Annotated in this window: 27 protein-coding genes; 18 read left to right on the forward strand and 9 right to left on the reverse strand. The window is 71.0% G+C overall.

The genetic code is table 11. The annotated features are described in order from the left end of the window. Positions 1 to 85: 85 nt before the first annotated feature. Positions 86 to 1,441, reverse strand: a complete 1,356-nt coding sequence (locus tag OHT57_RS26725) for an aspartate aminotransferase family protein (protein WP_328749044.1) — start codon at positions 1,439 to 1,441, stop codon at positions 86 to 88. A gap of 162 nt (positions 1,442 to 1,603) precedes the next feature. Here OHT57_RS26725 and OHT57_RS26730 point away from each other — a divergent pair, with 162 nt between their 5' ends. The 4 genes from OHT57_RS26730 (at position 1,604) to OHT57_RS26745 (ending at position 4,661) form a co-directional block, all read left to right on the forward strand. Further along, complete coding sequence (locus OHT57_RS26730) at positions 1,604 to 2,209, forward strand: type 1 glutamine amidotransferase family protein (RefSeq protein WP_328749045.1); 606 nt, start codon at positions 1,604 to 1,606, stop codon at positions 2,207 to 2,209. Continuing rightward, positions 2,206 to 2,664, forward strand: coding sequence for a MarR family winged helix-turn-helix transcriptional regulator (locus tag OHT57_RS26735; RefSeq protein WP_328749046.1), 459 nt, complete (start codon positions 2,206 to 2,208; stop codon positions 2,662 to 2,664). Before OHT57_RS26730 ends, OHT57_RS26735 begins: the two co-directional genes overlap by 4 nt. A gap of 49 nt (positions 2,665 to 2,713) precedes the next feature. Next, positions 2,714 to 2,974, forward strand: coding sequence for a hypothetical protein (locus OHT57_RS26740; protein WP_328749047.1), 261 nt, complete (start codon positions 2,714 to 2,716; stop codon positions 2,972 to 2,974). A 124-nt stretch (positions 2,975 to 3,098) separates the two neighbouring features. Continuing rightward, positions 3,099 to 4,661: a PstS family phosphate ABC transporter substrate-binding protein gene (locus tag OHT57_RS26745; RefSeq protein ID WP_328749048.1), complete on the forward strand. Its 1,563-nt coding sequence runs from the start codon at positions 3,099 to 3,101 to the stop codon at positions 4,659 to 4,661. An 18-nt stretch (positions 4,662 to 4,679) separates the two neighbouring features. Here OHT57_RS26745 and OHT57_RS26750 read toward each other — a convergent pair whose 3' ends face one another. After that, positions 4,680 to 5,405, reverse strand: a complete 726-nt coding sequence (locus OHT57_RS26750) for an SLATT domain-containing protein (RefSeq protein WP_328749049.1) — start codon at positions 5,403 to 5,405, stop codon at positions 4,680 to 4,682. A gap of 240 nt (positions 5,406 to 5,645) precedes the next feature. On the opposite strand from OHT57_RS26750, the gene OHT57_RS26755 reads away from it, so the two are divergent. The 5 genes from OHT57_RS26755 to OHT57_RS26775 all read left to right on the forward strand — a co-directional run bounded on the left by OHT57_RS26755 (position 5,646) and on the right by OHT57_RS26775 (position 8,115). Then, complete coding sequence (locus OHT57_RS26755; protein WP_026178802.1) at positions 5,646 to 5,990, forward strand: YbaB/EbfC family nucleoid-associated protein; 345 nt, start codon at positions 5,646 to 5,648, stop codon at positions 5,988 to 5,990. 80 nt (positions 5,991 to 6,070) lie between these two features. Beyond that, a complete protein-coding gene (recR, locus tag OHT57_RS26760) occupies positions 6,071 to 6,670 on the forward strand; it encodes a recombination mediator RecR (protein ID WP_328749050.1) in 600 nt (199 codons plus the stop codon). After that, a complete protein-coding gene (locus OHT57_RS26765) occupies positions 6,663 to 7,322 on the forward strand; it encodes a DUF5063 domain-containing protein (RefSeq protein WP_328749051.1) in 660 nt (219 codons plus the stop codon). Before recR ends, OHT57_RS26765 begins: the two co-directional genes overlap by 8 nt. Positions 7,323 to 7,447: 125 nt before the next feature. After that, positions 7,448 to 7,864: an SsgA family sporulation/cell division regulator gene (locus tag OHT57_RS26770; RefSeq protein WP_328749052.1), complete on the forward strand. Its 417-nt coding sequence runs from the start codon at positions 7,448 to 7,450 to the stop codon at positions 7,862 to 7,864. Beyond that, a complete protein-coding gene (locus OHT57_RS26775) occupies positions 7,861 to 8,115 on the forward strand; it encodes a helix-turn-helix domain-containing protein (RefSeq protein WP_328749053.1) in 255 nt (84 codons plus the stop codon). The genes OHT57_RS26770 and OHT57_RS26775 overlap by 4 nt, the downstream gene beginning before the upstream one ends. Here OHT57_RS26775 and OHT57_RS26780 read toward each other — a convergent pair. Together OHT57_RS26780 and OHT57_RS26785 are read right to left on the reverse strand one after the other, a co-directional pair. Then, complete coding sequence (locus tag OHT57_RS26780; protein WP_328749055.1) at positions 8,078 to 8,332, reverse strand: hypothetical protein; 255 nt, start codon at positions 8,330 to 8,332, stop codon at positions 8,078 to 8,080. The genes OHT57_RS26775 and OHT57_RS26780 overlap by 38 nt on opposite strands. A 358-nt stretch (positions 8,333 to 8,690) precedes the next feature. Continuing rightward, positions 8,691 to 9,416 carry a sulfite exporter TauE/SafE family protein gene (locus OHT57_RS26785; protein ID WP_328749056.1) on the reverse strand — a complete coding sequence of 242 codons (726 nt, stop codon included), beginning with the start codon at positions 9,414 to 9,416 and terminating at the stop codon, positions 8,691 to 8,693. A gap of 108 nt (positions 9,417 to 9,524) precedes the next feature. Between OHT57_RS26785 and OHT57_RS26790 the strand changes: the two genes are divergently transcribed. Next, positions 9,525 to 9,716 (forward strand): hypothetical protein, encoded by a 192-nt coding sequence (locus tag OHT57_RS26790; protein WP_328749058.1) that lies wholly within the window; start codon positions 9,525 to 9,527, stop codon positions 9,714 to 9,716. 111 nt (positions 9,717 to 9,827) lie between these two features. Beyond that, the gene (locus OHT57_RS26795) at positions 9,828 to 10,328 is read left to right on the forward strand and encodes an SgcJ/EcaC family oxidoreductase (protein WP_328749059.1); all 501 of its coding nucleotides are present in this window, start codon (positions 9,828 to 9,830) and stop codon (positions 10,326 to 10,328) included. Here the strand turns inward: OHT57_RS26795 and OHT57_RS26800 are convergent. Beyond that, the gene (locus OHT57_RS26800) at positions 10,294 to 11,634 is read right to left on the reverse strand and encodes a sensor histidine kinase (RefSeq protein ID WP_328749060.1); all 1,341 of its coding nucleotides are present in this window, start codon (positions 11,632 to 11,634) and stop codon (positions 10,294 to 10,296) included. The two genes, OHT57_RS26795 and OHT57_RS26800, sit on opposite strands and share 35 nt — an antisense overlap. Continuing rightward, entirely contained in the window at positions 11,631 to 12,323 is a 693-nt protein-coding gene (locus OHT57_RS26805; protein ID WP_328749061.1) for a response regulator transcription factor, read from the reverse strand. The genes OHT57_RS26800 and OHT57_RS26805 overlap by 4 nt, the downstream gene beginning before the upstream one ends. A gap of 248 nt (positions 12,324 to 12,571) precedes the next feature. Between OHT57_RS26805 and OHT57_RS26810 the strand changes: the two genes are divergently transcribed. The 4 genes from OHT57_RS26810 (at position 12,572) to OHT57_RS26825 (ending at position 17,074) form a co-directional block, all read left to right on the forward strand. Beyond that, on the forward strand, positions 12,572 to 13,852 hold the full coding sequence (locus OHT57_RS26810) for an aspartate kinase (RefSeq protein WP_328749062.1): 1,281 nt from the start codon (positions 12,572 to 12,574) through the stop codon (positions 13,850 to 13,852). Then, the gene (locus tag OHT57_RS26815; RefSeq protein WP_328749063.1) at positions 13,852 to 14,910 is read left to right on the forward strand and encodes an aspartate-semialdehyde dehydrogenase; all 1,059 of its coding nucleotides are present in this window, start codon (positions 13,852 to 13,854) and stop codon (positions 14,908 to 14,910) included. Before OHT57_RS26810 ends, OHT57_RS26815 begins: the two co-directional genes overlap by 1 nt. A gap of 377 nt (positions 14,911 to 15,287) precedes the next feature. Beyond that, positions 15,288 to 15,941 carry a SigE family RNA polymerase sigma factor gene (locus tag OHT57_RS26820; RefSeq protein ID WP_443053491.1) on the forward strand — a complete coding sequence of 218 codons (654 nt, stop codon included), beginning with the start codon at positions 15,288 to 15,290 and terminating at the stop codon, positions 15,939 to 15,941. Between the two features lie 107 nt (positions 15,942 to 16,048). Next, complete coding sequence (locus OHT57_RS26825; protein WP_328749064.1) at positions 16,049 to 17,074, forward strand: hypothetical protein; 1,026 nt, start codon at positions 16,049 to 16,051, stop codon at positions 17,072 to 17,074. 28 nt (positions 17,075 to 17,102) lie between these two features. Here the strand turns inward: OHT57_RS26825 and OHT57_RS26830 are convergent, their stop codons facing one another. Further along, complete coding sequence (locus OHT57_RS26830; protein WP_328749065.1) at positions 17,103 to 17,915, reverse strand: SURF1 family protein; 813 nt, start codon at positions 17,913 to 17,915, stop codon at positions 17,103 to 17,105. 43 nt (positions 17,916 to 17,958) lie between these two features. Then, positions 17,959 to 18,333 carry a nuclear transport factor 2 family protein gene (locus OHT57_RS26835; RefSeq protein WP_328749066.1) on the reverse strand — a complete coding sequence of 125 codons (375 nt, stop codon included), beginning with the start codon at positions 18,331 to 18,333 and terminating at the stop codon, positions 17,959 to 17,961. A gap of 241 nt (positions 18,334 to 18,574) precedes the next feature. Between OHT57_RS26835 and OHT57_RS26840 the strand changes: the two genes are divergently transcribed. After that, positions 18,575 to 20,389, forward strand: coding sequence for a S9 family peptidase (locus tag OHT57_RS26840; RefSeq protein ID WP_328749067.1), 1,815 nt, complete (start codon positions 18,575 to 18,577; stop codon positions 20,387 to 20,389). Between the two features lie 155 nt (positions 20,390 to 20,544). Here the strand turns inward: OHT57_RS26840 and OHT57_RS26845 are convergent, their stop codons facing one another. After that, positions 20,545 to 22,422 carry an NAD-binding protein gene (locus tag OHT57_RS26845; RefSeq protein ID WP_328753339.1) on the reverse strand — a complete coding sequence of 626 codons (1,878 nt, stop codon included), beginning with the start codon at positions 22,420 to 22,422 and terminating at the stop codon, positions 20,545 to 20,547. A 222-nt stretch (positions 22,423 to 22,644) separates the two neighbouring features. Between OHT57_RS26845 and OHT57_RS26850 the strand changes: the two genes are divergently transcribed. After that, complete coding sequence (locus OHT57_RS26850; protein WP_328749068.1) at positions 22,645 to 23,679, forward strand: permease; 1,035 nt, start codon at positions 22,645 to 22,647, stop codon at positions 23,677 to 23,679. After that, entirely contained in the window at positions 23,676 to 24,437 is a 762-nt protein-coding gene (locus OHT57_RS26855) for a TIGR03943 family putative permease subunit (protein ID WP_328749069.1), read from the forward strand. The genes OHT57_RS26850 and OHT57_RS26855 overlap by 4 nt, the downstream gene beginning before the upstream one ends. The last annotated feature ends 125 nt before the right edge of the window (positions 24,438 to 24,562 follow it).

Raw genomic sequence — 24,562 nt, forward strand, 5'->3', positions numbered from 1 at the left:
GCGCCTCCCTCACGCGAGTGCAAATGGCGTGCTCGTACATATGTCTACGAGCACGCCACCTTACGCGTTCGAAGGCGAGGGATATTTACTCCGTGTATTCGTCCGCCACGGAGAGCGCCGTGTCCAGCGCCGCCAGCCCCTCCTTCAGCTCGGACTCGCTCACGTTGCACGGGGGCACGACGTGCGTCCGGTTCATGTTGACGAACGGCCAGATGCCCTGCTTCTTCGCGGCGGCCCCGAACGCGGCCATCGGGCCGTTCGCCTCACCGGCCGCGTTGTAGGGCACGAGCGGCTCGCGGGTCTCCTTGTTCTTCACCAGCTCAAGGGCCCAGAACATGCCCACGCCGCGCACCTCGCCGACGCTGGGGTGCCGCTCGGCGAGTTCCCGCAGCGCCGGTTCCAGGACGGCCGTACCGAGGCGCTTGGCGTTGTCGACGACGCCCTCCTCCGCCATGACGTTGATCGTCGCGACGGCGGCGGCGCAGGCGAGGGGGTGCCCGGAGTAGGTGAGCCCGCCGGGGTAGGGCCGCTTCCCGAAGGTGTCGGCGATTGCTCCGGAGATGGCGACCCCGCCGAGCGGCACGTATCCGCTGTTGACGCCCTTGGCGAAGGTCATCAGGTCGGGTACGACCCCGAAGAGGTCGGCGGCGAACCACTCACCGGTGCGCCCGAACCCGGCCATCACCTCGTCCAGGATGAAGACGATGCCGTACTTGTCGCAGATCTCGCGGACACCGGAGAGGTAGCCGGGCGGCGGGACCATGATCCCGGCGGTGCCAGGGATGGTCTCCAGGATGATCGCGGCGACGGTGGCGGCCCCCTCGAAGGCGATGGTCGTCTCCAGGTGCTCCAGCGCCCGGGCGGTCTCCTGCTCCTCGGTCTCGGCGTAGAAGCGGGACCGGTAGAGGAAGGGTGCCCAGAAGCGCACGACACCGGCGGAGGCGGTGTCGGAGGCCCAGCGCCGGGGGTCCCCGGTGAGGTTGACCGCCTGCTGCGTACCGCCGTGGTACGAGCGGTAGGCGGACAGCACCTTGGGCCGCCCGGTGTGCAGCCGGGCCATCCGCACGGCGTGCTCGACGGCGTCGGCGCCGGCGTTGGTGAAGAAGATCTTGTCCAGGTCCCCGGGGGTCCGCTCGGCGATCAGCCGGGCCGCCTCCGAGCGCGCCTCGACGGCGAAGGCGGGCGCGAAGGTCGTCATCGTCGCCGCCTGCTCCTGGATCGCGGCGACGACCTTCGGGTGCTGGTAACCGATGTTGGTGTAGACGAGCCCGCTGGTGAAGTCGAGATAGCGGTTGCCGTCGTAGTCCCAGAAGTACGACCCCTCCGCACCGGCGACGGCGAGCGGGTCGATGAGCTCCTGCGCGGACCAGGAGTGGAACACATGAGCACGGTCCGCGGCCTTCACGGCGGCGCCGACCTCGGGGTCTGGCTGAGGGGTCATACGAGTGAGCGTAAATGTCCGCGATACGGAAGCGGTATGGGCGTCCTGTCTGTGGACGGGGACATTCCGCGACACGTTGTCCAGCAGGCGCCATTGACAGCCTACTGTCGAAATGACAGCATGTTGTCATCTAGTCGACCCCCGTGGTCCGAGGAGGCGGTCATGAGCCGTAAGCCCGTGCATCTCGCCGTGTACGACACCTTCGCCGACTGGGAGACGGGGTACGCCACGGCGTATCTCGCCCGGGCCGGGTACGACATCCGGACCACCGGCCCCGCGCACGAGCCGGTGACCTCCATCGGCGGGCTGAAGGTGCAGCCCGCGTGCGCCCTGGACGACGTACGGCCCTCCGAGAGCTCCCTGCTGATCCTCCCGGGCGCCGACCTCTGGGACACCGGCGGTGACCTGGCCCCCTTCGCCCGCAAGGCGCGGGAGTTCCTCGACGCCGGGGTTCCCGTCGCCGCGATCTGCGGGGCCACCGCGGGACTCGCGCGTGAGGGACTGCTCGACGAGCGGGATCACACGAGCGCGGTGTCCTTCTATCTGGCGGCCACCGGGTACGACGGCGGCGAGCGGTACGTCGACGCGGACGCCGTGACCGACGGCGGACTGATCACCGCCGGACCCACCGAGCCCGTCGCGTTCGCCCGGGAGATCTTCCGGCTGCTCGGGGTGTACGACGGCGAGGTGCTGGACGCCTGGTACCGGCTGTTCCACGACTCCGACCCGCAGGCGTACGCCGTACTGGAGAAGGCGGCCGCGCAGTGAGCCGGGAGCGCCAGGAACTGCTCAGCCGCAGTGCGCTCGGGGTGTTCCGGCTCAACGGGCAGTTCCTGGGCGTGGCAGAGGAGTTGGCGGGGCCCGCCGGTCTCACCGCCGCCTGGTGGCAGGTGCTCGGCGCGGTGCTCGGGGAGCCGTTGCCGGTCTCCGGGATCGCCCGGGAGATGGGCATCACGCGGCAGAGCGTGCAGCGGATCGCTGATCTGCTGGTGGAGCGGGAGCTGGCCGAGTACCGGCCCAACCCCGCCCACCGCCGCGCCAAGCTCCTCGCGCCGACAGCGCGGGGACTGGCCGCCGTGCGACGGATCGACCCGGGGCACACCGCCTTCGCCGACCGGCTCGCGGAGACGTTCGGGGAGGCCGAACTCGCCCTAGCCGTCGAGATGTTGGAGCGGCTGTCCAAGGTGCTGGACCAGCTCTCGACGGACGGCGGGCGGCCGTAGACACTGGTCTTCCGGCGTGCAGGTGTGCGGTCTCGGGGGAGGGTCTGCGGTGGAGGAGTCCGAGGAGCACGCTTCCGCCGGTCCCGAGGACGGTCACTCCCGGCAACGCCCCTCGCCCGGCCCGTACTTGACGCCGTACGCACCGGAGCCGGAGGAGGCGCCGGGGTACCGGAGCCGTCCCGTCACGGCCGCCCTCGTCGCCGTCGCGCTGGTGGTCGCCCTGGGTGCCGGTGCGACCGTCTGGGCCATCCTGGAGGACCCGGGTCCCAGCGTGGCGCCGTCGGCCCCCTCGGCACCGGTCTCGCCCTGAAGTCCCCTCCCGCATACGCCGGTTGAACGTCGGGCGAACTTCGTGCCGTCGGCGCCTCAGGCCTGCTCGCACAGCCGTACGGTGAGCGAACGAGCGAACTGCGGGAGTTGCGGGGGCACCCACAGTGCAGTGGTTGAGCGCGGAGAACTTCGTGGCGGTGGGAACCGCCCTCCTCGGCATCGTCGCGTCCGGGGTCATGGTCTGGTTCGAGCGCCGGGTACCGCGCCGTAAGAGGATCGGGTACCGCGTCCAGATGGACAACCCGATCGGCGACGACGTACGGCTGGGCCGGGCCAACGTCCGGCTCGGGCTCTTCGACGAGGCCCCGGACATGTCGGACGCCACCCTCGTCCTGCTGCGCATCGAGAACGACGGCTCCCAGGGCATCGACCGCGACGACTACACCGGCCCCGAACCGCACGGGCTGACCGCGGTGTTCAGCGACCGCACGGTCCGCGGGGTGTCGGTCACCCAGCCGACCGACACCGACCACCTCATGGACCACTTCACGGCGGAGCGCGGCTTCGGCTACGAGGGCAGCCGGCTGCGCATCCCCCGCGTCCCGCTCAACCACGGCGACCACTTCAAGCTGCTGGTGCTGCTGTCCGGCGGTGACGTGGGCCGTCCGATACGGATGATCGGTGGCCTCCGGGACGGCGAGGTGCACCCCAACCGCAGCGCCACCCCGGACGAGATCCCGCCCGTCTTCAGCCCGGCGGCACGGATCTTCACCGGCCTGCTCACCCTCTCCGTCCTCGTCCTCGCCACGATCGTGGTCGCCCGCGACGACACCCCGCCCCCGCTCGGCTGTGAGACGGGCACTCTGACCGTGACCGGCTCCACCGCCTTCGCCCCGGTGATCGAGACGCTCGCGAAGCAGTACGAGAAGGACTGCGAGGGCGCCGACATCACGGTCGAGGCGCGCGGCAGCGAGGCCGGGGTGGCCGGGCTCGCCGCCACCGGCGCCCGGTCGGCGAAGGAGGCGCGGTCCGTGATCGCCTTCTCGGACGGTCCGATGGGCGACCGGCTGAGCCTGCACGGCGAGAAGATCGCCCTCTCGGTGTTCACCCTCGTCGTCAACGACGGCATCGACCTCGGCACACGCGGTCTGACCCGGGACGAGGTCGAGCGGATCTACGGCGGTGAGGTCAGACGCTGGAGCGACCTCAACGCCTCCCGCCCCGCGGGCCTCCCGCGCCTGCCCGACCTGCCGGTCGTCCTGGTCAGCCGGGACGCGTACTCGGGAACCCGGCAGATCTTCCAGGAACGGGTGCTGGAGGGCGCCTGGGAGATGTCCCCCACGACCTCTCTGGACTGCGACCCGCTGACGGACAAGGCGGTGGCCTTCGCCGCCCGCGCCCCCGTCACGCGCTGCGAACTCGCCTCCACGGAGGACGTCCTGGACAAGGTCGCCGCACAGCCCGGCGCCCTCGGCTACAGCGAACTCACCCTGGCCACCGGACACAAGGGCGTACGCCGGGTGTCCCTGGACGGCGCGGCGGCCTCGGCCGATCACCTGGGCAGGTACCCCTACCGCGGTGTCGAGTACGCCTACACCTACCGCGCCCCGCAGCCCGGCTCTCTCACCGCCGGTTTCCTCGCCTACCTCGACGAGGGCACGAGCCAGGACGTCATGCGGGAGCGGGGGCATCTGCCGTGCGGGCGGACGGCGGGCTTGTGCGAGTGAGTCGCGAGCCGGCGGCGGTCACCGGGGCTCGGGTGGGCGCTGCCGGGGCATGTTCGGGCGGGCGGGCGGGGCCGGGGGCAGGGGGAACCGGCTCTGAGCGGCACCCGGGTCCTGGCGCCCGCCGGACGTCACGGCGCCCTGGATGCCCATCGGAGCCGAACCGTTGCGGAACTCCACGATCCAGTCGGCCGTCTCGACGCGGATCAGCTCGGTGACGTCCTCCGAGAAGCGGCGCAGGACACCCAGACAGCGTTCGCTGGCCTCGGCGGCCGTGCCGTCCGTGGGGCCGAGGACTTCGCGCACGCTCTCCGAGGCCCAGTCGAACTGCAGCACCTGCAGCCGGCGCTGCACGGCCTGCGCGGTGGCCACGTCCCTTATCCAGCCCGAGGTCACCCCGAAGTACCGGTCGACGGCCACACAGGCCACCGCGAGCAGCAGCGCGAGGTAACCCCAGGGCGCCACCCCGGCCCCGGTCACCCCCGTCAGGTCCAGCAACGGCAGCACGGCCCCGGTCACCGCCCCCGCCGCGGCCCCGCCCCGCAGGACCCGCGCGCCCCGCCGCTTCCACACCCGGTCCGTGAGATACCAGGCCGCCGTCTCCAGCGCCCCGCGCTCCGCCCACCGGTACAGCTCGTTCAGCCGCACGGCGGGCTCGCCCCAGTCCCCGAGCGGAAACGTCCGTCCGGCCAGATCGGCCTGCCCGTCCTGCGGCGGGCCCTCGGGCTGCATCTCCGGCTGACCCACCCGGCGCTCCCTACTGATCGGTCACCCTGCGTGACGCCTGATGCTGATGTGCCGGACCCTTCCTACCGCCCAATGGGTGGCGCAGGGGGTGCTTTGGTCGCTTTTCCGCTCGGAAGGAGGCCTTGATCAGGTATAGGCCTTCACATCGACTCACTCGAAAGAGTGCCGGGGCGACGGCCGCGTGGAACACGTAGGCTCGGGACTGAAGGAAGACCAAGGCGGAAAGCACAGGAGCTGATCGTGATCCCCGGTGGTGGCCAGCCCAACATGCAGCAGCTGCTTCAGCAGGCCCAGAAGATGCAGCAGGATCTGGCGAACGCGCAGGAGGAACTCGCCAGGACCGAGGTCGACGGCCAGGCCGGCGGCGGCCTGGTGAAGGCCACCGTCACCGGTGCCGGCGAGCTGCGTGCGCTGAAGATCGACCCGAAGGCGGTGGACCCGGACGACACCGAGACCCTCGCGGATCTGATCGTCGCGGCGGTCCAGGCGGCCAACGAGAACGCCCAGACCCTCCAGCAGCAGAAGCTCGGCCCGCTCGCCCAGGGGCTCGGCGGCGGCAGCGGCATCCCCGGACTGCCGTTCTAGGAGCGGGTCCTGCCTATCGAAGACGGGCACCGGCCAACTAGCGTACGTACTGCAAGGAACCCAGGAAGGACGGCAGTCCGTTGTACGAAGGCGTTGTTCAGGACCTCATCGACGAACTGGGGCGGTTGCCCGGCGTCGGTCCCAAGAGCGCCCAGCGGATCGCCTTCCACATCCTGCAGGCGGAGCCGACCGACGTACGGCGTCTCGCGCAGTGCCTGATGGAGGTCAAGGCGAAGGTCCGCTTCTGCGCGACCTGCGGCAACGTCGCCCAGGAAGAGCTGTGCAACATCTGCCGCGACCCCCGGCGCGACCTCACCGTCATCTGCGTGGTGGAGGAGCCGAAGGACGTGGTCGCGGTCGAGCGCACCCGTGAGTTCCGCGGCAAGTACCACGTCCTCGGCGGCGCGATCAGCCCGATCGAGGGTGTCGGTCCCGACGACCTGCGTATCCGGGAACTTCTCACGCGGTTGGCCGACGGGACCGTCACGGAGCTCATCCTGGCCACCGACCCGAACCTGGAGGGCGAGGCCACGGCTACGTACCTCGCCCGCATGATCAAGCCCATGGGCCTCAAGGTCACCCGCCTGGCCAGCGGCCTCCCGGTGGGCGGCGACCTGGAATACGCGGACGAAGTGACCCTCGGCCGCGCCTTCGAGGGGAGACGACTCCTAGATGTCTGACGCCACACTGCACGCGACCGCCCCGGACCCCGACGACTTCGCGGTCCAGATCGCCGACCAGGTCGAGAGCTTCCTGGTGGCCACCAGGGAGGTGGCGAAGGGCGACGAGCCGGACTCGGCCGTCCCCTTCCTCCTCCTGGAGGTCTCCCAGCTCCTGCTGGCCGGCGGACGCCTGGGCGCCCACGAGGACATCCTCCCCGACGAGCGCTACGAGCCCGACCTGGGTCCCGAGGCCGACGTGGACGAACTCCGCCTGAACCTCGCCCGGCTCCTGGAGCCGATCGACGTCTACTCCGAGGTCTTCGACCCCTACGAGCCCCGCAAGGCACCCGTGCCGGCCCGGATCTCCGACGACCTCGCCGACGTCATCGCCGACCTGCGCCACGGCATGGCCCACTACCGGGCCGGCCGCACCACGGAGGCCATGTGGTGGTGGCAGTTCTCCTACTTCTCCAACTGGGGCTCCACGGCGTCCGCGACCCTGCGCGCCCTGCAGTCGGTGGTGGCGCACGTCCGCCTCAACCAGCCCCTGGAGGAACTGGACGGCCTCGACACCGACCAGGCAGTGGGCGACGAGACGCTGGAGTTCGAGGCGGGCAAGGTGATGGTGGAGGAGATCGCGGGCCCGCTGGGGCTGCGGCCGTCCCAGTAGTAGCACCTGTGTGACGGGCGTCATACAGAAGGCTTCAGTAACGGCGTAATGCACGGGCCCCTCCGGTGGTCGCACTGCACAACGGCCACACCCGGCCCGTGCCACCGCCGACTTGGAGCCCCCTCATGCACGTCACCCTCCAGCAGCCGACAGGCGCCCGCCTGATCACGGCCAGGGACCAGGAGATCGCGATCCCGGCGACCCTGCGCTACACCTCCGCCGACCCGCCGGCCGTGCACATCGACTTCCCGCCGCATGTCACGGTCGACGGCGAGGCCGCGACCTGGACCTTCGCCCGGACCCTGCTGGGCGAGGGGCTGCGCGCCCCGGCGGGCATCGGCAACGTCCGTGTCCGCCCGGCCGGTTCGGCCCACACCCGCGTCGAGTTCCACGCCGCCCAGGGCGTCGCCGTCCTGAGGTTCGCCTCCGCGGACCTCACCCGCTTCCTCGCCCGCACCTACACGGTCGTCGCCCCGGACGAGGAGACCGTGAGCGCGGAGCTGGACCACGGCCTGGTGGCCCTGTTCGGGGGCCGGGTGTGATCCGCGTCGGCTCCCGGACCGGCGTGCTGTCGGCCCCGCAGGCGTACGCCCTCGGCCATCGGCTGCGTGAGGTCCGTGAGGAACAGGGCCTGACGCGCGGACAGGCCGCCCTGACAGCCGACTTCCACCTGGCCTGGATCACGCAGATGGAGGGCGGCGAGATCCACGACCTGGAGACCCTGCGCGCGTACGCCCACGCGCTGGGGACGCGGATCAGGGGGACGCGGGCCGCGCGGGTACGCCGTCCGTGACCACGCCGAGCAGAAGCCCGGCGTCGACATACGGGGCGGTCGGCGTCGGCTCGCTGTACCAGCGCAGGGGCCAGGTGTTGCCGTCCAGCGCGGGAATCCCGATGTACGTGACGGCACGCGAGCCCCGCTCGCCGAAGCGCTGTACGCCAAGTGGCCGGCGGAAGCTGGAACGGAAAACGGGTGGCCCCGTGCCCGACACCTTCCGCCCTGTGCCCATCGAGGACCTCGTCTTCTATCACTTCCGCGACAACCGTGATCGCATCGCGAACGGGCTCCCGCCGAGGCGCTGGAACTGGTGACAGCGGCGCCTCCCGGGTTCAGCGTGAGTCTTGACGCCGAGCTCGGCGAGGCGCTGCGGCAGTGCGCCGAGGCTGAGGACGAGCAGATCTCAGCGGTGGTCAGCCGGGCGCTGGAACAGTATCTGAGCCATCGTCAGCAGCGGTCTGGGTCGACGACCTCTTCGGGGAAACGCGACGGGAGCGGCGCAGCGCATGAGTCACGTCGTGTACGACAGCGGGGCGCTCATCGCTGCCGCCAAGAACGGCACCGAGCCCCTCAAGGAGTTCGTGGACTGATCACAGCCCCCAGAGCCCCTTTCCCACGGCCGTGACCCCGCCCAGCAGGGCGAGTGACAGGACGAGCAGGCGGGCCCGTTTCTCCGGTGTCCGGGAGGCGAGGCCCCTGCCGATCAGGCCGCCCGCGCCCATCGCCGCGATCACCAGGGCCCACCTCGTCCCGGTCAGCTCCGGCACCCCGTTCGACGCCACCGAGAAGGCGTTCACGATCACGCCGTAGAACATCGCGTTCGGCACGAACTCCCGTACCGTCCAGCCCGCGTTGAGGGCGTAGAGGGAGAACGGCGGGCCGCCCACCCCCGCCGCGGAGTTCATGAAGCCGCCCGCCGCGCCCGCGAACACGGCGCCTCGGGTGCCGTGCAGAGCGGTTGACCTCGCGCCCCGCATGACGAGCAGTACCGCCACCGTGACCAGGCAGCCCATCACCAACAGGAGCCATGGCTGGGGGAGTTGACGGGTCATCCAGGTACCTGCCGGGACCGTGCAGGCCGCTGCCAGGCAGAAGGGGAGCATCGCGCGGGGGCGTACCAGGCGCCATCCGCCCGCCAGGCCGACCAGGCAGATCACCCCGGCCGCGCAGTTGGCCAGGATCACGCCCTCCGCCGGGCCGAGGAGGAGGACCAGCGCCGGTACGGAGACCAGGGCGAAGCCCATGCCGGTGAGCCACTGGACGGTGGATCCCAGCAGCACGATCCCTGTCAGAAGTACGTCGCTCGTCACCGCCATGGTGTACCGCACTGCACCCCAGGTCGGGGAGGGCGCCCCCTCGTGACCGCCCCTCGGAAACGGGATCGTTGATCTGGCAAGCGAGGGCCCCTACCGAAGGAAACGACCATGAAGTCCCTGCTCTCCTCCACCCCCGTCCTCTGGTTCCTCTTCCTGTTCAACCTCGTCGTCGCCGCCGCCGCGCCCTTCGTCGTGGCCGGCGCGCAGGGTGTCATGACCGCCGTGGGGATGGGCGTGGTGTCGCTCGGAGCCGGGGTCGGCCTGCTGCGCGGACAGCGACCGGCCGCTCACAGGGCGTGAATTGGGCGTCCGCTGTCTCTGCCCTGTATCTGGGCTGCACGGGCCCTAACCGGTGCGAAGAGAGGCTGTAGTCACTTCACAGCACAGCCTCTCACCGCACTGGAGACAGCGATGAACCGTCGGTCCATAACCAAGCGCGCAGCCATCATCACGGCCACCGCCCTCGTCGCTGTCGGCACCGTCGGTACCGTCGCGGCGACCGCCGGTCCCGACCACGCGAAGAAGCCCTCCAAGAAGCAGATCGCGGCACTGTTCACCACCTGGAACGCGACCCTGCAGACCGGTGACGCCCACAAGGTCGCGAACCTGTACGCGAAGGACGCGGTGCTCCTGCCCACCGTCTCCAACAAGGTCCGCACCGACCACGCGGGGATCGTCGACTACTTCGAGCACTTCCTGAAGAACAAGCCGGTCGGCAAGAAGGTCCAGACGATCGTCAACGTCCTCGACACCAACTCCGCGATCGACACCGGCGTCTACGAGTTCACGCTCACCGACCCGAAGACCGGCGTCAAGCGGGTCGTCGAGGCCCGCTACACCTACGAGTACGAGAAGCGGAACGGGCAGTGGAAGATCGTCAACCACCACTCCTCTGCGATGCCCGAAGGCTGATCTCCACCTTCAGCCCGCCCCCGGGCGCGTCCGCCAGTGCCACGGTTCCGCCGTCGTCCGTCACCAGCTGCTTGACGACGGCGAGGCCGAGGCCCGAGCCGGAGCGCCCGGTCAGGCCCTGACCGCGCCAGAAGCGGTCGAAGGCGCGGGACTTCTCGGAGTCGGACATACCGGGCCCCTCGTCCAGTACCGACAGCACCACCGCATCCGCCCGTGACGCCACCTCGACGGTGATCCTCCCCCCGTCGGGCGAGACCTCCAGGGCGTTCGAGAGCACGTTGTCCAGCACCTGCTCCAGATGGCCGGGGCTGGCCAGCACAGACGGCCGGCCGTCGACAACACTCCCCCTGAGCGCGATGGTGACTCCGCGCTCGTCGGCGGCCGGCCTCCACACCGTCAGCCGTTCGTCCACGATGTCCCGCAACTGCAAGGGCTCCGCCGCCGTCACCTTCGCCTCGGCCCGGGCGAGGACGAGAAGGCCGTTGACCAGGCGGCTCATCCGGACCACCTCGGCCGTCGCCTGTTCCACGTCCTCGCGTACGAACTCGTCGTCCACGCCGTCCGCGATGTTGTCGAGCGACAACCTCAACGCCGTGAGCGGGGTGCGGAGTTGATGCGAGGCGTCCGCCACGAAGATGCGCTGCGAGGCGACCAGCGTGTCCAGGCGTTCCGCGCCCTGGTTCAGGGTGCGGGCGAGGGTCTGGGTCTCCGGCGGGCCGGTCACCGGGGAGCGCGCGGTCAGGTCGCCGTCGCTGAACTTGCTCGCCATGGCGTTGAGTTCACGCAAGGGGGCGGTGATCCGGCGGGCGGCGAACGCGCCGATCGCGGCGGCCGCCGCGAGGACCAGCACGGCGAGGGCGGCCCGGAAACCCCAGATCTGCCACAGGCGCCTGGTCATGTCCGAGGTCGAGTAGACGATTCGTACGGCCGCGTCCCCCGTCACCGGGACGGTGACCGTCAGATGCTTGCCCCAGACGAACTCCGAACCCCAGTCCGTCGTCGCCTCGTTGTCCTGCACGGCTCTGGTCAGCGCCGCGTCCGCAGTGGGCGTCGGCAGCTTCGGGTCGCAGTCGGCGGTGGGGGTCGCCTGGACGTCGCCGTACGCCGTCGCCACCTCGGTCAGTGCCTCGCACGAGGTGCTGGTGCCGTTGCTCAGCAGCAGCGCCATGGTGGTCGCCTCGCGTTTGACGGACGCCTCGGTGTCGTCGCGCAGCTGGGCGGTGAGGGTGAACGCCACCGGGACCGTGAACAGCAGGATCGCCACCGCGACCAGCAGGATGTAACTCCGGATGAGCTGCCGGTTCATGACACCCCGTCGTCCTTGACGTCCTTGACGATCTCCAGCCGGAAGCCCACGCCCCGCACGGCCTCGATGCTGACCGCCCCGGCGAGCTTGCGCCGCAGCGCGGCCACGTGCACGTCCAGGGTCTTGGTCGGCCCGAACCAGTTCGCGTCCCAGACCGCCTCCATGATCTGCTCGCGCGACATCAGCGCGCCCGGCTCCTCGGTGAGGAAGGACAGCAGGTCGTACTCCTTGGGCGCGAGGGGCACCTCCTCACCGTCCAGCCGGACCCGGGCCGCCTTGCGGTCCACGGTGAGGCGGGAGCCGTACCGGTCGGGGCCCGCCGCGGCCTCGGTACGGGGCTGTGCGCGCCGCATCACGGCTCGTATCCGCGCGATGACCTCCCGCACGCCGAACGGCTTGGACACGTAGTCGTCGGCGCCGAGCTCCAGGCCGACCACCCGGTCCGTCTCGTCGCTGCGCGCGCTGATCACGATGATCGGCACGTCACCGCGGGCGCGCAGCGCCCTGCACACGTCGAGGCCGTCGGTGTCGGGCAGTCCGAGATCGAGGAGTACGACGTCGTAGGGGCCCTCATGGCTGAGCGCGGCCCCGCCGGTGGAGACCCACTCGACCTCGAACCCGTAGCGGACCAGGCCGCGTCTGAGGGACTGGGCCACCGGCTCATCGTCTTCCACCAGGAGTACGCGCACAGCCGCACCCTATTCCTTGAAACTTAATTCACACTCGCCACACGGGTTCCCCATGGGTGCGCGGCGCGGTGTGTGACCTGGTATGCGCTGCGGTGTGTGACGTGGTGCACTTTTCCCGGAGCTCCCGGATGGGCATGCGCTGACCTGGGTGTCCGAAAGTCGCGATGTCTCACCATGCGATACCGCGGAAGTGAAAATCGGACGCTCGTTAAACTGAGCCGACACACAGGACTGAGCGAGGAGCGCACGTGGGCCTTGTCGTGCAGAAGTACGGAGGCTCCTCCGTAGCCGATGCCGAGGGCATCAAGCGCGTCGCCAAGCGAATCGTCGAAGCGAAGAAGAACGGCCACCAGGTCGTCGTCGTCGTTTCCGCGATGGGCGACACGACGGACGAGCTGATCGATCTCGCCGAGCAGGTATCTCCGATGCCCGCCGGGCGTGAGTTCGACATGCTGCTGACCGCCGGGGAGCGGATCTCCATGGCGCTGCTGGCCATGGCGATCAAAAACCTGGGCCACGAGGCCCAGTCCTTCACCGGCAGCCAGGCCGGCGTCATCACCGACTCGGTCCACAACAAAGCCCGGATCATCGACGTCACGCCGGGCCGTATCCGCACGGCGCTCGACGAGGGCAACATCGCCATCGTCGCCGGCTTCCAGGGCGTCAGCCAGGACAAGAAGGACATCACCACGCTGGGGCGCGGCGGTTCCGACACCACCGCCGTGGCGCTGGCCGCCGCCCTCGACGCCGAGGTGTGCGAGATCTACACCGACGTCGACGGTGTGTTCACCGCCGACCCGCGCGTGGTGAAGAAGGCCCGGAAGATCGACTGGATCTCCTCCGAGGACATGCTGGAGCTGGCCGCGTCCGGCTCCAAGGTGCTGCTCCACCGCTGTGTGGAGTACGCCCGTCGTTACGACATCCCGATCCACGTCCGCTCGTCCTTCTCGGGACTGCCGGGCACCTGGGTCAGCAACGAGAAGCCCGAGTGGCAAGGGGACCAGCAGGTGGAGCACGCCATCATCTCCGGAGTCGCCCACGACGTCTCCGAGGCCAAGATCACTGTCGTCGGCGTCCCGGACAAGCCGGGCGAGGCCGCGGTGATCTTCCGCGCCATCGCGGACGCGGAGATCAACATCGACATGATCGTGCAGAACGTGTCGGCGGCGTCGACCGGTCTCACCGACATCTCCTTCACCCTCCCCAAGACCGAGGGCCGCAAGGCCATCGACGCCCTGGAGAAGGCCAAGGGCGGGATCGGCTTCGACTCGCTGCGCTACGACGACCAGATCGGCAAGATCTCCCTGGTCGGCGCGGGGATGAAGACCAACCCGGGCGTCACCGCCTCGTTCTTCCAGGCGCTGGCCGACGCGGGCGTGAACATCGAGCTCATCTCGACCTCCGAGATCCGTATCTCGGTCGTCACCCGCCAGGACGACGTCCCCGGGGCCGTCCGGGCCGTGCACTCCGCCTTCGGGCTGGACTCCGACAGCGACGAGGCCGTCGTCTACGGGGGCACCGGCCGCTGATGGCCGGCAGCGGACGACCGACGCTCGCGGTCGTGGGGGCGACCGGAGCCGTCGGCACGGTCATGCTCCAGATCCTGTCCCAGCACGCGGACATCTGGGGCGAGATCCGTCTGATCGCCTCCCCGCGCTCGGTCGGCCGCAAGCTGACCGTGCGCGGCGAGCAGGTCGAGGTGGTGGCCCTGTCGGAGGACGCCTTCGACGGGGTCGACGTCGCCATGTTCGACGTCCCCGACGAGGTGGCGGCGCACTGGGCGCCGGTCGCCGCCGCGCGCGGTGCCGTCGTCGTGGACAACTCGGGTGCCTTCCGGATGGACCCGGACGTGCCCCTGGTCGTCCCCGAGGTCAATCCGCACGCGGCCCGGAAGCGGCCGCGCGGAATCATCGCCAACCCCAACTGCACGACTCTCTCCATGATCGTGGCCCTGGGCGCGCTGCACGCCGAGTTCGGGCTGCGGGAACTGGTGGTGTCGAGCTACCAGGCCGTGAGCGGCGCCGGGCGCGCAGGTGTCGAGACACTTCGGCAGCAGCTGTCCCTGGTCGCGGGCACCGAGCTCGGCACGCACCCCGGTGACGTGCGGCGGGCCGTCGGCGACAACACCGGGCCGTTTCCGGAGCCGGTCGCGCTGAACGTCGTACCGTGGGCCGGGTCGCTGCGCGAGGACGGCTGGTCCTCGGAGGAGATGAAGGTGCGGGACGAGTCCCGCAAGATCCTCGGGCTGCCCAAGCTGCCGGTCGCCGTGACCTGTGTGCGGGTCCCGGTCGTCACCGTGCACTCCCTCACCGTCCACGCCCGCTTCGAGGGCGAGGTCACCGTCCGCAAGGCGCGCGAGATCATCGCGACCGCCCCCGGGGTCGTCCTCTTCGACGATCCGGCGGCCGGCGAGTTCCCCACCCCCGCCGACGTCGTCGGCACCGATCCCACCTGGGTAGGGCGGGTCAGGCGGGCCCTCGACGACCCCACGGCGCTCGAACTTTTCGTGTGCGGAGACAATCTGCGCAAGGGTGCGGCACTCAACACGGCGCAGATCGCGGAGCTCCTGGCGGCCGAGTTCGGGTGACCCCGCCCGGCGGCGCACTGCCGGTGCGCACGGCTGCCCACCGGAAAAAGTCCTGACCATGGCCGAAACGCTTTGTAGGATCTGTGGACGACATGTGGTGCGACTAATGGTCCCGACCACTTGATCCCGGCGCTTCGGCGTCCGAAGATTTTCCTCCCCGTTCTCCGCAACCATGCGAAGGGCGGGGAGCGTCTTTGCGAACGCCCTTTCAGGGGGCAACGGGGATGCGTGCGAGGCGTGGGGACGCCTCGGTCACACAGGACACAGGGGAAGAGCGGGTAGGGCATGAGCACGTTTGACGCACGGTCAGTTGTGCTGCCTGAGAGAAGATGGGCGGTCGCGTACAACCCTCACCGGGGTGAGCGCGTCCAACTGGCGTGGCTCAGGTACTCGAATTCCGCGCCGCGCCGAGCGGCGCGGCGGTCCTCAGGCCCCGGTTGCCCGGGGCGCCCGGCGGCATGCCGGTGATCGCCCCCATGCCCGCAGCGCGGCCCACGCGCATACCCAGTCAGCGTGACGGCACCGAGGAAGCCGCGGCGGGAACCACCGTCGACCACCTCACCGAGACCTACCGGGCGCACTACCGCTCGCTGCTGGGTCTCGCCGCCCTCCTGCTCGACGACACCGCCTCCTGCGAGGACGTCGTCCAGGAGGCCTTCATCCGCGTCCACTCGGCGCGCAAGCGCGTCCGCGACCCCGAGAAGACGCTCGCGTACCTGCGTCAGACGGTCGTCAACCTCTCCCGCTCGGCCCTGCGCCGGCGCATCCTCGGACTCAAGCTGCTGTCCAAGCCGATGCCCGACATGGCGAGCGCCGAGGAGGGGGCCTACGACCTGCTGGAGCGCGACTCCCTCATCAAGGCGATGAAGGGCCTCCAGCGCCGCCAGCGCGAGGTCCTGGTCCTGCGCTACTTCTCGGACATGACCGAGGCCCAGGTCGCCGATACGCTCGGCATCTCGCTGGGCTCCGTGAAGGCATACGGCTCCCGCGGGATAGCCGCGCTGCGGGTCGCCATGGAGGAGCCGGTATGAGCACGGACGGCGAATCCCGGGAACGGCGCCATGAGCCCTACGCGTGGCGAGAGCCGACATGGGCCGCCAAGCAAGAGCACAAGCAATCACACGCTGGGAACGGAACTGTGAATCACGGCCCCGAAGATCAGAGCTCCACGGGGGAGTTCGACTCGGACGAGCTGGCACTGCGACGCCTGCTTCAGCAGGCGGTCCAGGAGATGGAGCCACGGGACGGCACCCTCGACCATCTGCGCAAGGCGGTCCCCGCCAGGCGGGCGCGCAAGCGGCAGGCCCTCGTCGGGATGGCGGCCGCGGCCCTCTTCTTCGGCACCGCTGTCCCCGCTGTGGTGCACGTCTCCTCCACCAACACCAATGCCAACACCTCCAACGCCGGCCACACCTCCCAGATGCAGGGCGGCGCGGGCCAGGGCAAGGAGACGGAGGGCGGCGAGTCCACCTCCGGCGGCTCCTCGGGCAAGACCGAGGACAAGGGCAAGGGTGAGACGAAGGGCGACGGGAAGGGCAAGACCGCCGGCGCCACGACCGGCACCGGCGGCGGCGCGGACCCGTCCTCCACGACCGCCGCGAGCGCCCCGGCCTGCACGGCCGCGGAACTCGGCACGCCCACGGCCACCACCGACGTGGCCGACTCCGCCGGGACGGTCTACGGCACCTTCCACATCACCAACGGCTCCACCACCGCCTGTACGGTCACCGGCCCCGGCACCGTGACGTCGAGCGCGCAGGGCGCGGCGGACGGCAGCAAGATCGGCGCTGTCCGGCATGTCTCGGGTGATGTGGCGACAGGACTGCCCGACCCGTCCCAGGAGGTCTCGCAGCTGCTGCTGCAGCCGGGTTCCTCCTACGACGTGAGGTTCGCCTGGGTGCCGTCCTCGACCTGTCCCACGTCGGACCCCTCGACCGAGCCCACCCCCGACCCCACGACCTCCCCGGACACCTCCTCCAGCGCGGGCTCCTCGACCGGCGGCGACACCGGCACCTCCACTCAGCTCGTCAGGGAGGACGGCGCGACCGACGGGAGTGTCCTGGTGACGAACACGGCGGCGGGCGGCGGCCCTTCGGTGTCCACGACGGTGTCCAACGCGTGCGCGGGGACCGTGTACTGGACGGGCGTACTGACGGCGTCGTGACGTCGTCGGTGGCGGGTGTGAGCCGGCCTCAGGCGGTCGCTTTCTCCTGGGGCCGGTCCCGCTCCTGCCGAGGCTGCTCGTCGTCCGGGGCGATGCCCAGTTCCGCGTCCCGGATGAACTCCACCTCGCGGCGCAGCAGACGGAACCACATGAAGACCACGAAGCCGGCGAAGACGAACCACTCGCCGGTGTAGCCGAGGTTCTGGAACGCCTTCAGGTCCAGCCCGCTGTTGGCGGGCGCGGTAGCCGGTACGGCCGTCATCCCGGAGTCGGCGGTGGTGAGCGTGACCCACGCGTCGTACACGCCGTACGGCACGAGGTTGATCAGCGAGGCCGCGCTGATCGCCGAGGTCTGCCCGGCCGGCAGGCCGCCCTGCGCGCTGACGCCGTTGTCCCCCGGCGTCTCGGACGCCTGGAGCGCACCGGTGACGGTGACCTCGCCCTTCGGCGCGGCCGGGACCTTCGCCGGGTCGGGCGTGCCCGGCAGCCAGCCCCGGACGACGGGCAGGGCCTTGCCGTCGTCGGTGCGCAGCAGCGTCAGGACGTAGTAGCCCTCGCGGTCGTCCAGTTGCCGGTCGGGGACGAGCAGCTGCCTGGCGTACCGCCCGGTCGCGGTGACCGGCTTGCCGGAGGTCACCTTGTCCACAGGCAGCAGCTGGGCCAGTGGCCGCGGTGCCTCATGCCTGTCGGTGACGACCTGCTTCCCGGCTTCGCGGCTCTCCGTCATCCGGTCCTCGAACCGGCTCAGCTGCCAGGACCCCATGAAGATGCAGAACGGGATGGCGAGCAGCACGAAGACGTTGATGCCAAACCAGCGGGGCGTCAGCAGAAACCGGTACACACTCCCACGGTACGGGGCTGTCCCGGGCCGCGCGGGCGCGGGGTCAGTACCTTTCGGTGAGGTGATCGCGGCCCGCGGGCGGCTCGTACGGCTCCGGCCAGAAGTCCGTCACGGTGGCTATGCGGCCGCTCTCGTCGGCGGTGAAGAACGAGACGGCGTCCACCTCCTCGAGGCCCACCGTGACGCGGGCCCAGGTGACGACGTGGCCCGGCTCGGCGACGACCCGCTCGATCCGCAGGTGCCAGTCGGCGGGGTACTCCCGGTTGAACTCGACGTACCGCTCCCGGCCGCTGATGCGCTCGCGGGTCTGCGGCAAGGTGTAGACGACGTCCTCGGCCAGGGTTTCGGCGAATGCACTCCAGTCGCCGACCTCGGCCGAGGCCCAGAAACTCTCCACGGTCCTGCGCAGATCGGTCATGCGGACGAGTCTGCACCCCGGCACTGACAACGGGGCGTGGGGAAGAGGCCTGGGCGGCGGGCTCAGGGAACAGGCCCTGGCAACATCCTGGGCGGCGGGTCCGGGCGGCGGGCCCGGACAACCGGACCGGGTGGGCCTTTTCGGCCTGGTGGGACGGGTTCGGGTAAGTGGGTGGTAGAAGTTTTCCACAGGCTGGGGACCTCGCCTACGGATTGTCTGTGAGGGCGGGCAGTATGGGGTCATGACTGAGAGCAACGGGTCCGCCGCGGCCGAGCGGAACGACGATGTGCCGGACTGGGAGGAGCGCTTCAGGGCGCCCCGGGTGTCCCTGCCCGACTGGGCGGAGGACGCCCCGGACCGCTCCTTGTTCGTGTCCAACGCCACGGGGACGTACGAGCTGTACGCCTGGGACCGGGCGACCGGTGGACAGCGCCAGGTGACGGACCGGCCCAACGGCACCACGGACGGCGTGCTCTCCCCGGACGGCGCGTGGATCTGGTGGTTCGACGACAAGGACGGCGACGAGTTCGGTGTCTGGCGCCGCCAGCCCTTCGAGGGCGGCCCGGACGAGATCGCCGCGCCCGGCCTGGACGCCTCCTACCCGGCGGGCGTGGCCCTGGGCCGGGATGGCCGTACGGCGGTCGTGGGCCGCTCGACCGACGACGAGGGCACCTCCATCCTCCTCGTGCGCTCCGGCGAGGAGCCGGTGGAGATCTACCGGCACCGCGAGTCCGCGGGTGTCGGCGACCTCTCCCACGACGGCTCGCTGATCGCGGTCGAGCACACCGAGCACGGCGACGCCATGCACTCGGCGCTGCGGGTCGTGCGCCCCGACGGCCGCACGGTCGCCGAGCTCGACGACACCAAGGGCGGCGCAGAGGAACTGGGCCTGGAGGTCCTGGGGTTCGCGCCCGTCGACGGCGACACCCGGTTGCTCATCGGCCACCAGCGGCGGGGTCGCTGGGAGCCCCTGGTGTGGGACGTGGCGACGGGCGAGGAGACCGATCTCGCCCTGGACCTGCCCGGTGACGTGGGCGCCGAGTGGTACCCGGACGGGACCGGACTGCTCGTCGCGCACAGCTTCGAGGCACGCAGCGAGCTGTTCCGGTACGACCTTGCGAGCGGCAAGCTGGAGAAGGTCCCCACCCCGCCCGGCTCGGTCTCCGGGGCGACGGCCCGCCCCGACGGCAGCGTGGAGTACCTGTGGTCCTCCTCGGCCGAGCCGTCGGCGGTGCGCTCGACGACGGGCGAGGTGGTCCTGGACCCGCCGGGCCTGAAGTCCCCCGGCTCGGTGCCGGTGGAGGACGTGTGGGTGGAGGGGCCGGGCGGCCGGATCCACGCGCTGGTCCAGAAGCCGGCGGGAGCCACGGGACCGTTGCCGACGGTCTTCGACATCCACGGCGGCCCGACCTGGCACGACAGCGACTCCTTCGCTGCGGGCCCGGCAGCCTGGGTGGACCACGGATACGCGGTCGTCCGGGTCAACTACCGCGGTTCCACGGGGTACGGGCGGGCCTGGACCGACGCGCTCAAGCACCGGGTCGGGCTGATCGAGCTGGAGGACATCGCGGCGGTGCGGGAGTGGGCGGTGAGCTCGGGCCTCGCCGATCCCGCGCGTCTCGTCCTCACCGGCGGGTCCTGGGGCGGGTACCTCACACTCCTCGGCCTGGGCACCCAGCCGGACGCGTGGGCGCTGGGCATCGCGGCGGTCCCGGTCGCCGACTACGTCACGGCGTTCCACGACGAGATGGAAGCGCTGAAGGCCATGGACCGCACGCTGCTGGGGGGCACGCCGGAGGAGGTTCCCGAGCGCTTCGAGGCGTCGTCACCCCTGACCTACGTGGACCAGGTCAAGGCCCCGGTGTACATCTCGGCCGGCGTCAACGACCCCCGGTGCCCGATCCGTCAGGTCGACAACTACGTGAAGCGGCTGGAGTCGAGGGGGGCGGTGCACGAGGTCTACCGGTACGACGCCGGTCACGGTTCGCTGGTGGTGGGCGAGCGGATCAAGCAGGTGAAGCTGGAACTGGACTTCGCCGAGCGGCATCTGGGGTAAGCGGGAGCGTTGTCGGCTGCGGGCCGGTGGGGGCCGGTCGCGCAGTTCCCCGCGCCCCTGAGTGGGCACAGCTCGACCGACTTCAGATGCACCCACCTGGGGGCGCGGGGAACTGCGCGACCAGCGACAACGCACCCGCGGCCCGCAGCGAACGGCTATGCCCCCACCCGTCCGCGCCGCCCCAGCAGCTCCGCCAACCCCCGTCGGGTCGCAGCCAGGACCACCCGGTCCGACTCCTGAAGCACATAGGTGTCCGGGAGATCCCACGTCAGTCCGGGGGAGTCCCCGGACTCCTCCCGGGCCAGCACCCGCCAGGACCCGGCGCGGAACGCCTGGCCGACCGTCTTCCCCTCCAGCTGGGGATGGCCGCCCACATCCACCGCCGCGAACAGCAGCACCCGCCGCTCGACGGGGAACGCGCCCAGGATCTGCCGTCCCATCATCGCCCCGGCGAACGCGGGAGCCGCCAGATGGGACACACTCCGGCTGCGCGTGGACGCATGGGGGTGCGCCGCCCGCAGGGTCCGGTACACCGCCGTCGCGAAGTCGTCGTCGTACAGCCGCAGCACCACCCGCAGATCGGGCCGCACGGCCCGTGCGTACAGCACGGCCTCCAGATTCGTCGTGTCCGCGCTGGTCACCGCGAGCAGTGCGTGCGCCCGGTGGATCTTGGCGGCCTCCAGGACGCCCTCCTGGGTGACGTCACCGAGGACCACCGGTACGCGCAGTCGCCGGGCCGTGGCCAGTCCGCGGGCCTCGGGGTCGGACTCGACGCAGACCACGGGGATGTTCAGTTCCCGCAGCCGGGTCAGCACCCGGGTGCCGATCTTGCCCAGCCCGAGCAGCACGACGTGTCCGCCCAGTCCGCGGGGCGGTTTGCGCAGCGAGGACGCGGTGCGGAAGGTGCCGAGCGCCTCCAGGACCGCGGCGAGGAGGACCGGGAGGAGCAGCAACCCGGTCAGTCCGGACAGGAGTTGGAGGATCTGGCGGCCGACGGACTCCCCGATCGCGGGGTCGTCGATCGCGAACAGGTCCAGCAGCGTCAGATAGAAGGCGCTCAGCGGATGGATCCCGGTCACCAGCCACAGGGCGACGGCGAGCGCGAGCACACACGCCGCCATTCCCGCCAGCGACCAGCGCAGCCGCCGCGAGAACAGCGAACCGAACCACGGCAGCACACCCCGGCCGTCGGGCAACGAGGTCCCGGCGTAGGACACCTGCTCCAGCACGACGGTCGTACGCCCGGCCCCGTTCCGTACCGCCGCCGTGTCCGGCAGCAGCGTCGGTCCCTGGTCCGCGCCGGGCTCGGCGGTGTCGGTCGGCGAGAGCAGGGCCAGTGTGGCCAGTCCGGGGGCGGAGCTCACCCCGTCCCGGGCCGGGGGCCGTTCGACCGCCCGCAGCATCAGACCGCCGGTCTGGAGCACCTTGCTGGTGCCGGTGAGGGCGGTGGCGGCCAGCGCGGGCGCGGCCGTGTCGGCGTCGGACAGCACGGTCGTGGAGGCGTCGAAACCGGCGCCGTCGTCCGGACCGCCGTCCGCGTCGCCGTAGGCCAACGCGGCGGCCTGGTCGAGGAGTTCCTCGATGTGCTGGCCGAGCCGCCGGTTGTAGAGCCGCAGGACGAGCCGCAGCCGGGGGTTGAGGCGGCGGGCGGTGAGGGCGGCGCGGATGTTGGTCTCGTCGTCGTCGTACACGAGCGCGAGTGCGTCCGCCCGTTCCACGCCCGCCCCGGCGAGCGCGGCCTCGTTCGGCTCGGTGGCCTCCATCACCCGTACGCCGCCCGGGGGTTCGGCACCGGGGGCGGTGCCGCTGGTGGCGCCGACGGCACCCCCGTTGCCGTTGCCGTTGCCGGCCAGGCCGACGGCCGCGTTGACCATCCGGTCGAGCAGCGCGGACGCGGCACGGGCCCGTACGACCACCGGTGGCCGCACGGATCGTTCGGAGGCCGGTACGACGAGTGTGACCTGCTCGCCGTAGACGCCTCTCAGCTCGGCGGCCAACCGGTGCGCGAGCCCGTCGTCCCCGCACACCACCATGTGCGCGGCCGTGCCGCCCGGCTGCCCTGGACTCTGGTTCGGAACGCTCCCCACGAGGGAGAAGACTGCCTCACCGAGGCGGATGGTGCCATGTCCGGGGCCCCGGGCCGCTTCGAACCGTCAAGAAATCCCCAAACCCCCGCGCACGCTGAGCAAACGGACCTTCGCTGTCGTACGCACCAGCAGGGGAACCAGCACCTCACCACCGGAGGGATCCCGGCCGTGGCCGTCACCAAAGCACCCCCGCTCACGCGGGCCACCGACGAGGACCGGAGCCCGGCACCCGGTCCGACACCGGATGCGGACGCCCGGCGCCTCAACTCCCCGCTCGTGCTGACCCTGTTGATGCTCCTGATGGTGCTGTGCCAGGGCCCGATCCGGGAGGCGCTGGGCGCGCCGGTCATGCAGAGCTGGATGACGGTGTTCGTCGCCGTGCTCGTCCAGGCGCTGCCCTTCCTGGTGCTCGGGGTGCTGCTGTCGGCGGCGATCGCGGTGTTCGTGCCGCCGTCGTTCTTCGCCCGCGCGCTGCCGAAGAACCCCGTCCTCGCGGTGCCGGTGGCCGGGGTGGCGGGCGCGATCCTGCCGGGCTGCGAGTGCGCGTCCGTGCCGGTGGCCGGGGCGCTGGTGCGCAGGGGGGTCACCCCGGCCGCGGCCCTCGCCTTCCTGCTCTCGGCCCCGGCGGTCAACCCGATCGTGCTGACCGCCACCGCCGTCGCCTTCCCCCGCAACCCCGAGATGGTCGTGGGCCGGCTCGTCGGGAGCCTGCTGGTGGCGTGCGCGATGGGCTGGCTGTGGCTGCGCCTGGGCCGGGCCGACCTGCTGAAGCCGCCGGCCCGGGAGTCGTACGAGGGCCAGGGCAAGGGCGCCGCCTTCTGGGGCTCGGTGCGGCACGACGTGATGCACGCGGGCGGCTTCCTGGTCGTCGGCGCGATGGCGGCGGCGACTTTGAAGGCCGTGGTCCCGCAGACGTGGCTGCGCACGGCGGCCGAGAACCCGGTGATCGCCGTGCTGGCCCTCGCCGCCCTCGCGGTCGTGCTGTCGATCTGCTCGGAGGCGGACGCGTTCGTGGCGGCCTCGCTGACCCAGTTCTCGCTGACCGCGCGGCTGACCTTCCTGATCGTCGGCCCGATGATCGACCTGAAGCTGTTCGCGATGCAGACGGGCACCTTCGGCCGTGCCTTCGCCCTGCGCTTCGCCCCCGCGACCCTCGCCATGGCGATCGTGGGCTCGGTCCTGACCGGGGCGGTGCTGCTGTGAACCGGCAGGCACAGTCGGCGGTCCTGTTCGTCCTCGGCGCGGCCCTGCTGCACGCGGGCCTCACCGACCTCTACCTCCGCTACGTCAAGGCGGGGCTGCGCCCGCTGGTCCTGGCGGCCGGGATCGTCCTCATCGTGACGGCCCTGGCGACGGCCTGGTACGAGTGGCGCCCGAAGCGGCACCGGACGGATCACGAGGACGGCCCCCAGGGCGATCACGACGGTCACGACGGTCACGAGGAGCACGCCCACCGTGAACCCCGTGTCTCCTGGCTCCTGGTCCTCCCCCTCTTCGCCCTGATCCTCGTCGCCCCGCCGGCCCTCGGCTCCTACAGCGCCATGCGCACCGGCACGGCCCTGCAGCAGTCGTACGGCTATACGAAGCTTCCCGCCAGCGGTCCCGTGCGGCTCAGCCTCGTCGACTACGCGGGCCGCGCGTACTACGGGCACGGCCGTGACCTCGTCGGTCGGCAGGTCGTCGTCACCGGGTTCGTCGCCCTGGACCGCTCCGGCGCGCCCTACCTGGTCCGCATGGCCCTCAACTGCTGTGCCGCGGACGCCCAGCCGGTCAAAGTCGGCCTGACCGGCAAGATCCCGCCGGTCCTCCAGCCGGACAGCTGGCTCCAGGTCACCGGCACCTACACCGCGCAGCGGACCAAGGACACGGTGAACGGCGGCCCGATCCCGTACCTGAAGATCACGCAGGCCAAGCCGGTCCCGACACCGCACGACCCGTACGACGAGACCTGGAACAACTGAAGGGTCCCCTGCTTCCTCAGCGTCCGGCCGGGCTCGCCGTCGCCGCCGGACTCGATGGGGCGGTGGGGCGGTGGGCAACTCCCGTGACCCCGAGAGCCTCGCCGGCCTCGTCGCGGAACTCGGGG

This window comes from Streptomyces sp. NBC_00285 (genome assembly GCF_036174265.1).
In the GTDB taxonomy this organism is placed as follows: Bacteria; Actinomycetota; Actinomycetes; order Streptomycetales; family Streptomycetaceae; genus Streptomyces.

Coding starts and splice junctions, on each gene's coding strand:
- OHT57_RS26785 (WP_328749056.1), bottom strand. CDS start 9,416: ATGGCGGTGACGAGCGACGTACTTCTGACAGGGATCGTGCTGCTGGGA.
- OHT57_RS26800 (WP_328749060.1), bottom strand. CDS start 11,634: ATGAACCGGCAGCTCATCCGGAGTTACATCCTGCTGGTCGCGGTGGCG.
- OHT57_RS26765 (WP_328749051.1), top strand. CDS start 6,663: ATGTCTGACGCCACACTGCACGCGACCGCCCCGGACCCCGACGACTTC.
- OHT57_RS26795 (WP_328749059.1), top strand. CDS start 9,828: ATGAACCGTCGGTCCATAACCAAGCGCGCAGCCATCATCACGGCCACC.
- OHT57_RS26780 (WP_328749055.1), bottom strand. CDS start 8,332: ATGGGCACAGGGCGGAAGGTGTCGGGCACGGGGCCACCCGTTTTCCGT.
- OHT57_RS26790 (WP_328749058.1), top strand. CDS start 9,525: ATGAAGTCCCTGCTCTCCTCCACCCCCGTCCTCTGGTTCCTCTTCCTG.
- OHT57_RS26725 (WP_328749044.1), bottom strand. CDS start 1,441: ATGACCCCTCAGCCAGACCCCGAGGTCGGCGCCGCCGTGAAGGCCGCG.
- OHT57_RS26730 (WP_328749045.1), top strand. CDS start 1,604: ATGAGCCGTAAGCCCGTGCATCTCGCCGTGTACGACACCTTCGCCGAC.
- OHT57_RS26835 (WP_328749066.1), bottom strand. CDS start 18,333: ATGACCGATCTGCGCAGGACCGTGGAGAGTTTCTGGGCCTCGGCCGAG.
- OHT57_RS26840 (WP_328749067.1), top strand. CDS start 18,575: ATGACTGAGAGCAACGGGTCCGCCGCGGCCGAGCGGAACGACGATGTG.
- OHT57_RS26815 (WP_328749063.1), top strand. CDS start 13,852: ATGGCCGGCAGCGGACGACCGACGCTCGCGGTCGTGGGGGCGACCGGA.
- OHT57_RS26770 (WP_328749052.1), top strand. CDS start 7,448: ATGCACGTCACCCTCCAGCAGCCGACAGGCGCCCGCCTGATCACGGCC.
- OHT57_RS26845 (WP_328753339.1), bottom strand. CDS start 22,422: ATGGTGGTGTGCGGGGACGACGGGCTCGCGCACCGGTTGGCCGCCGAG.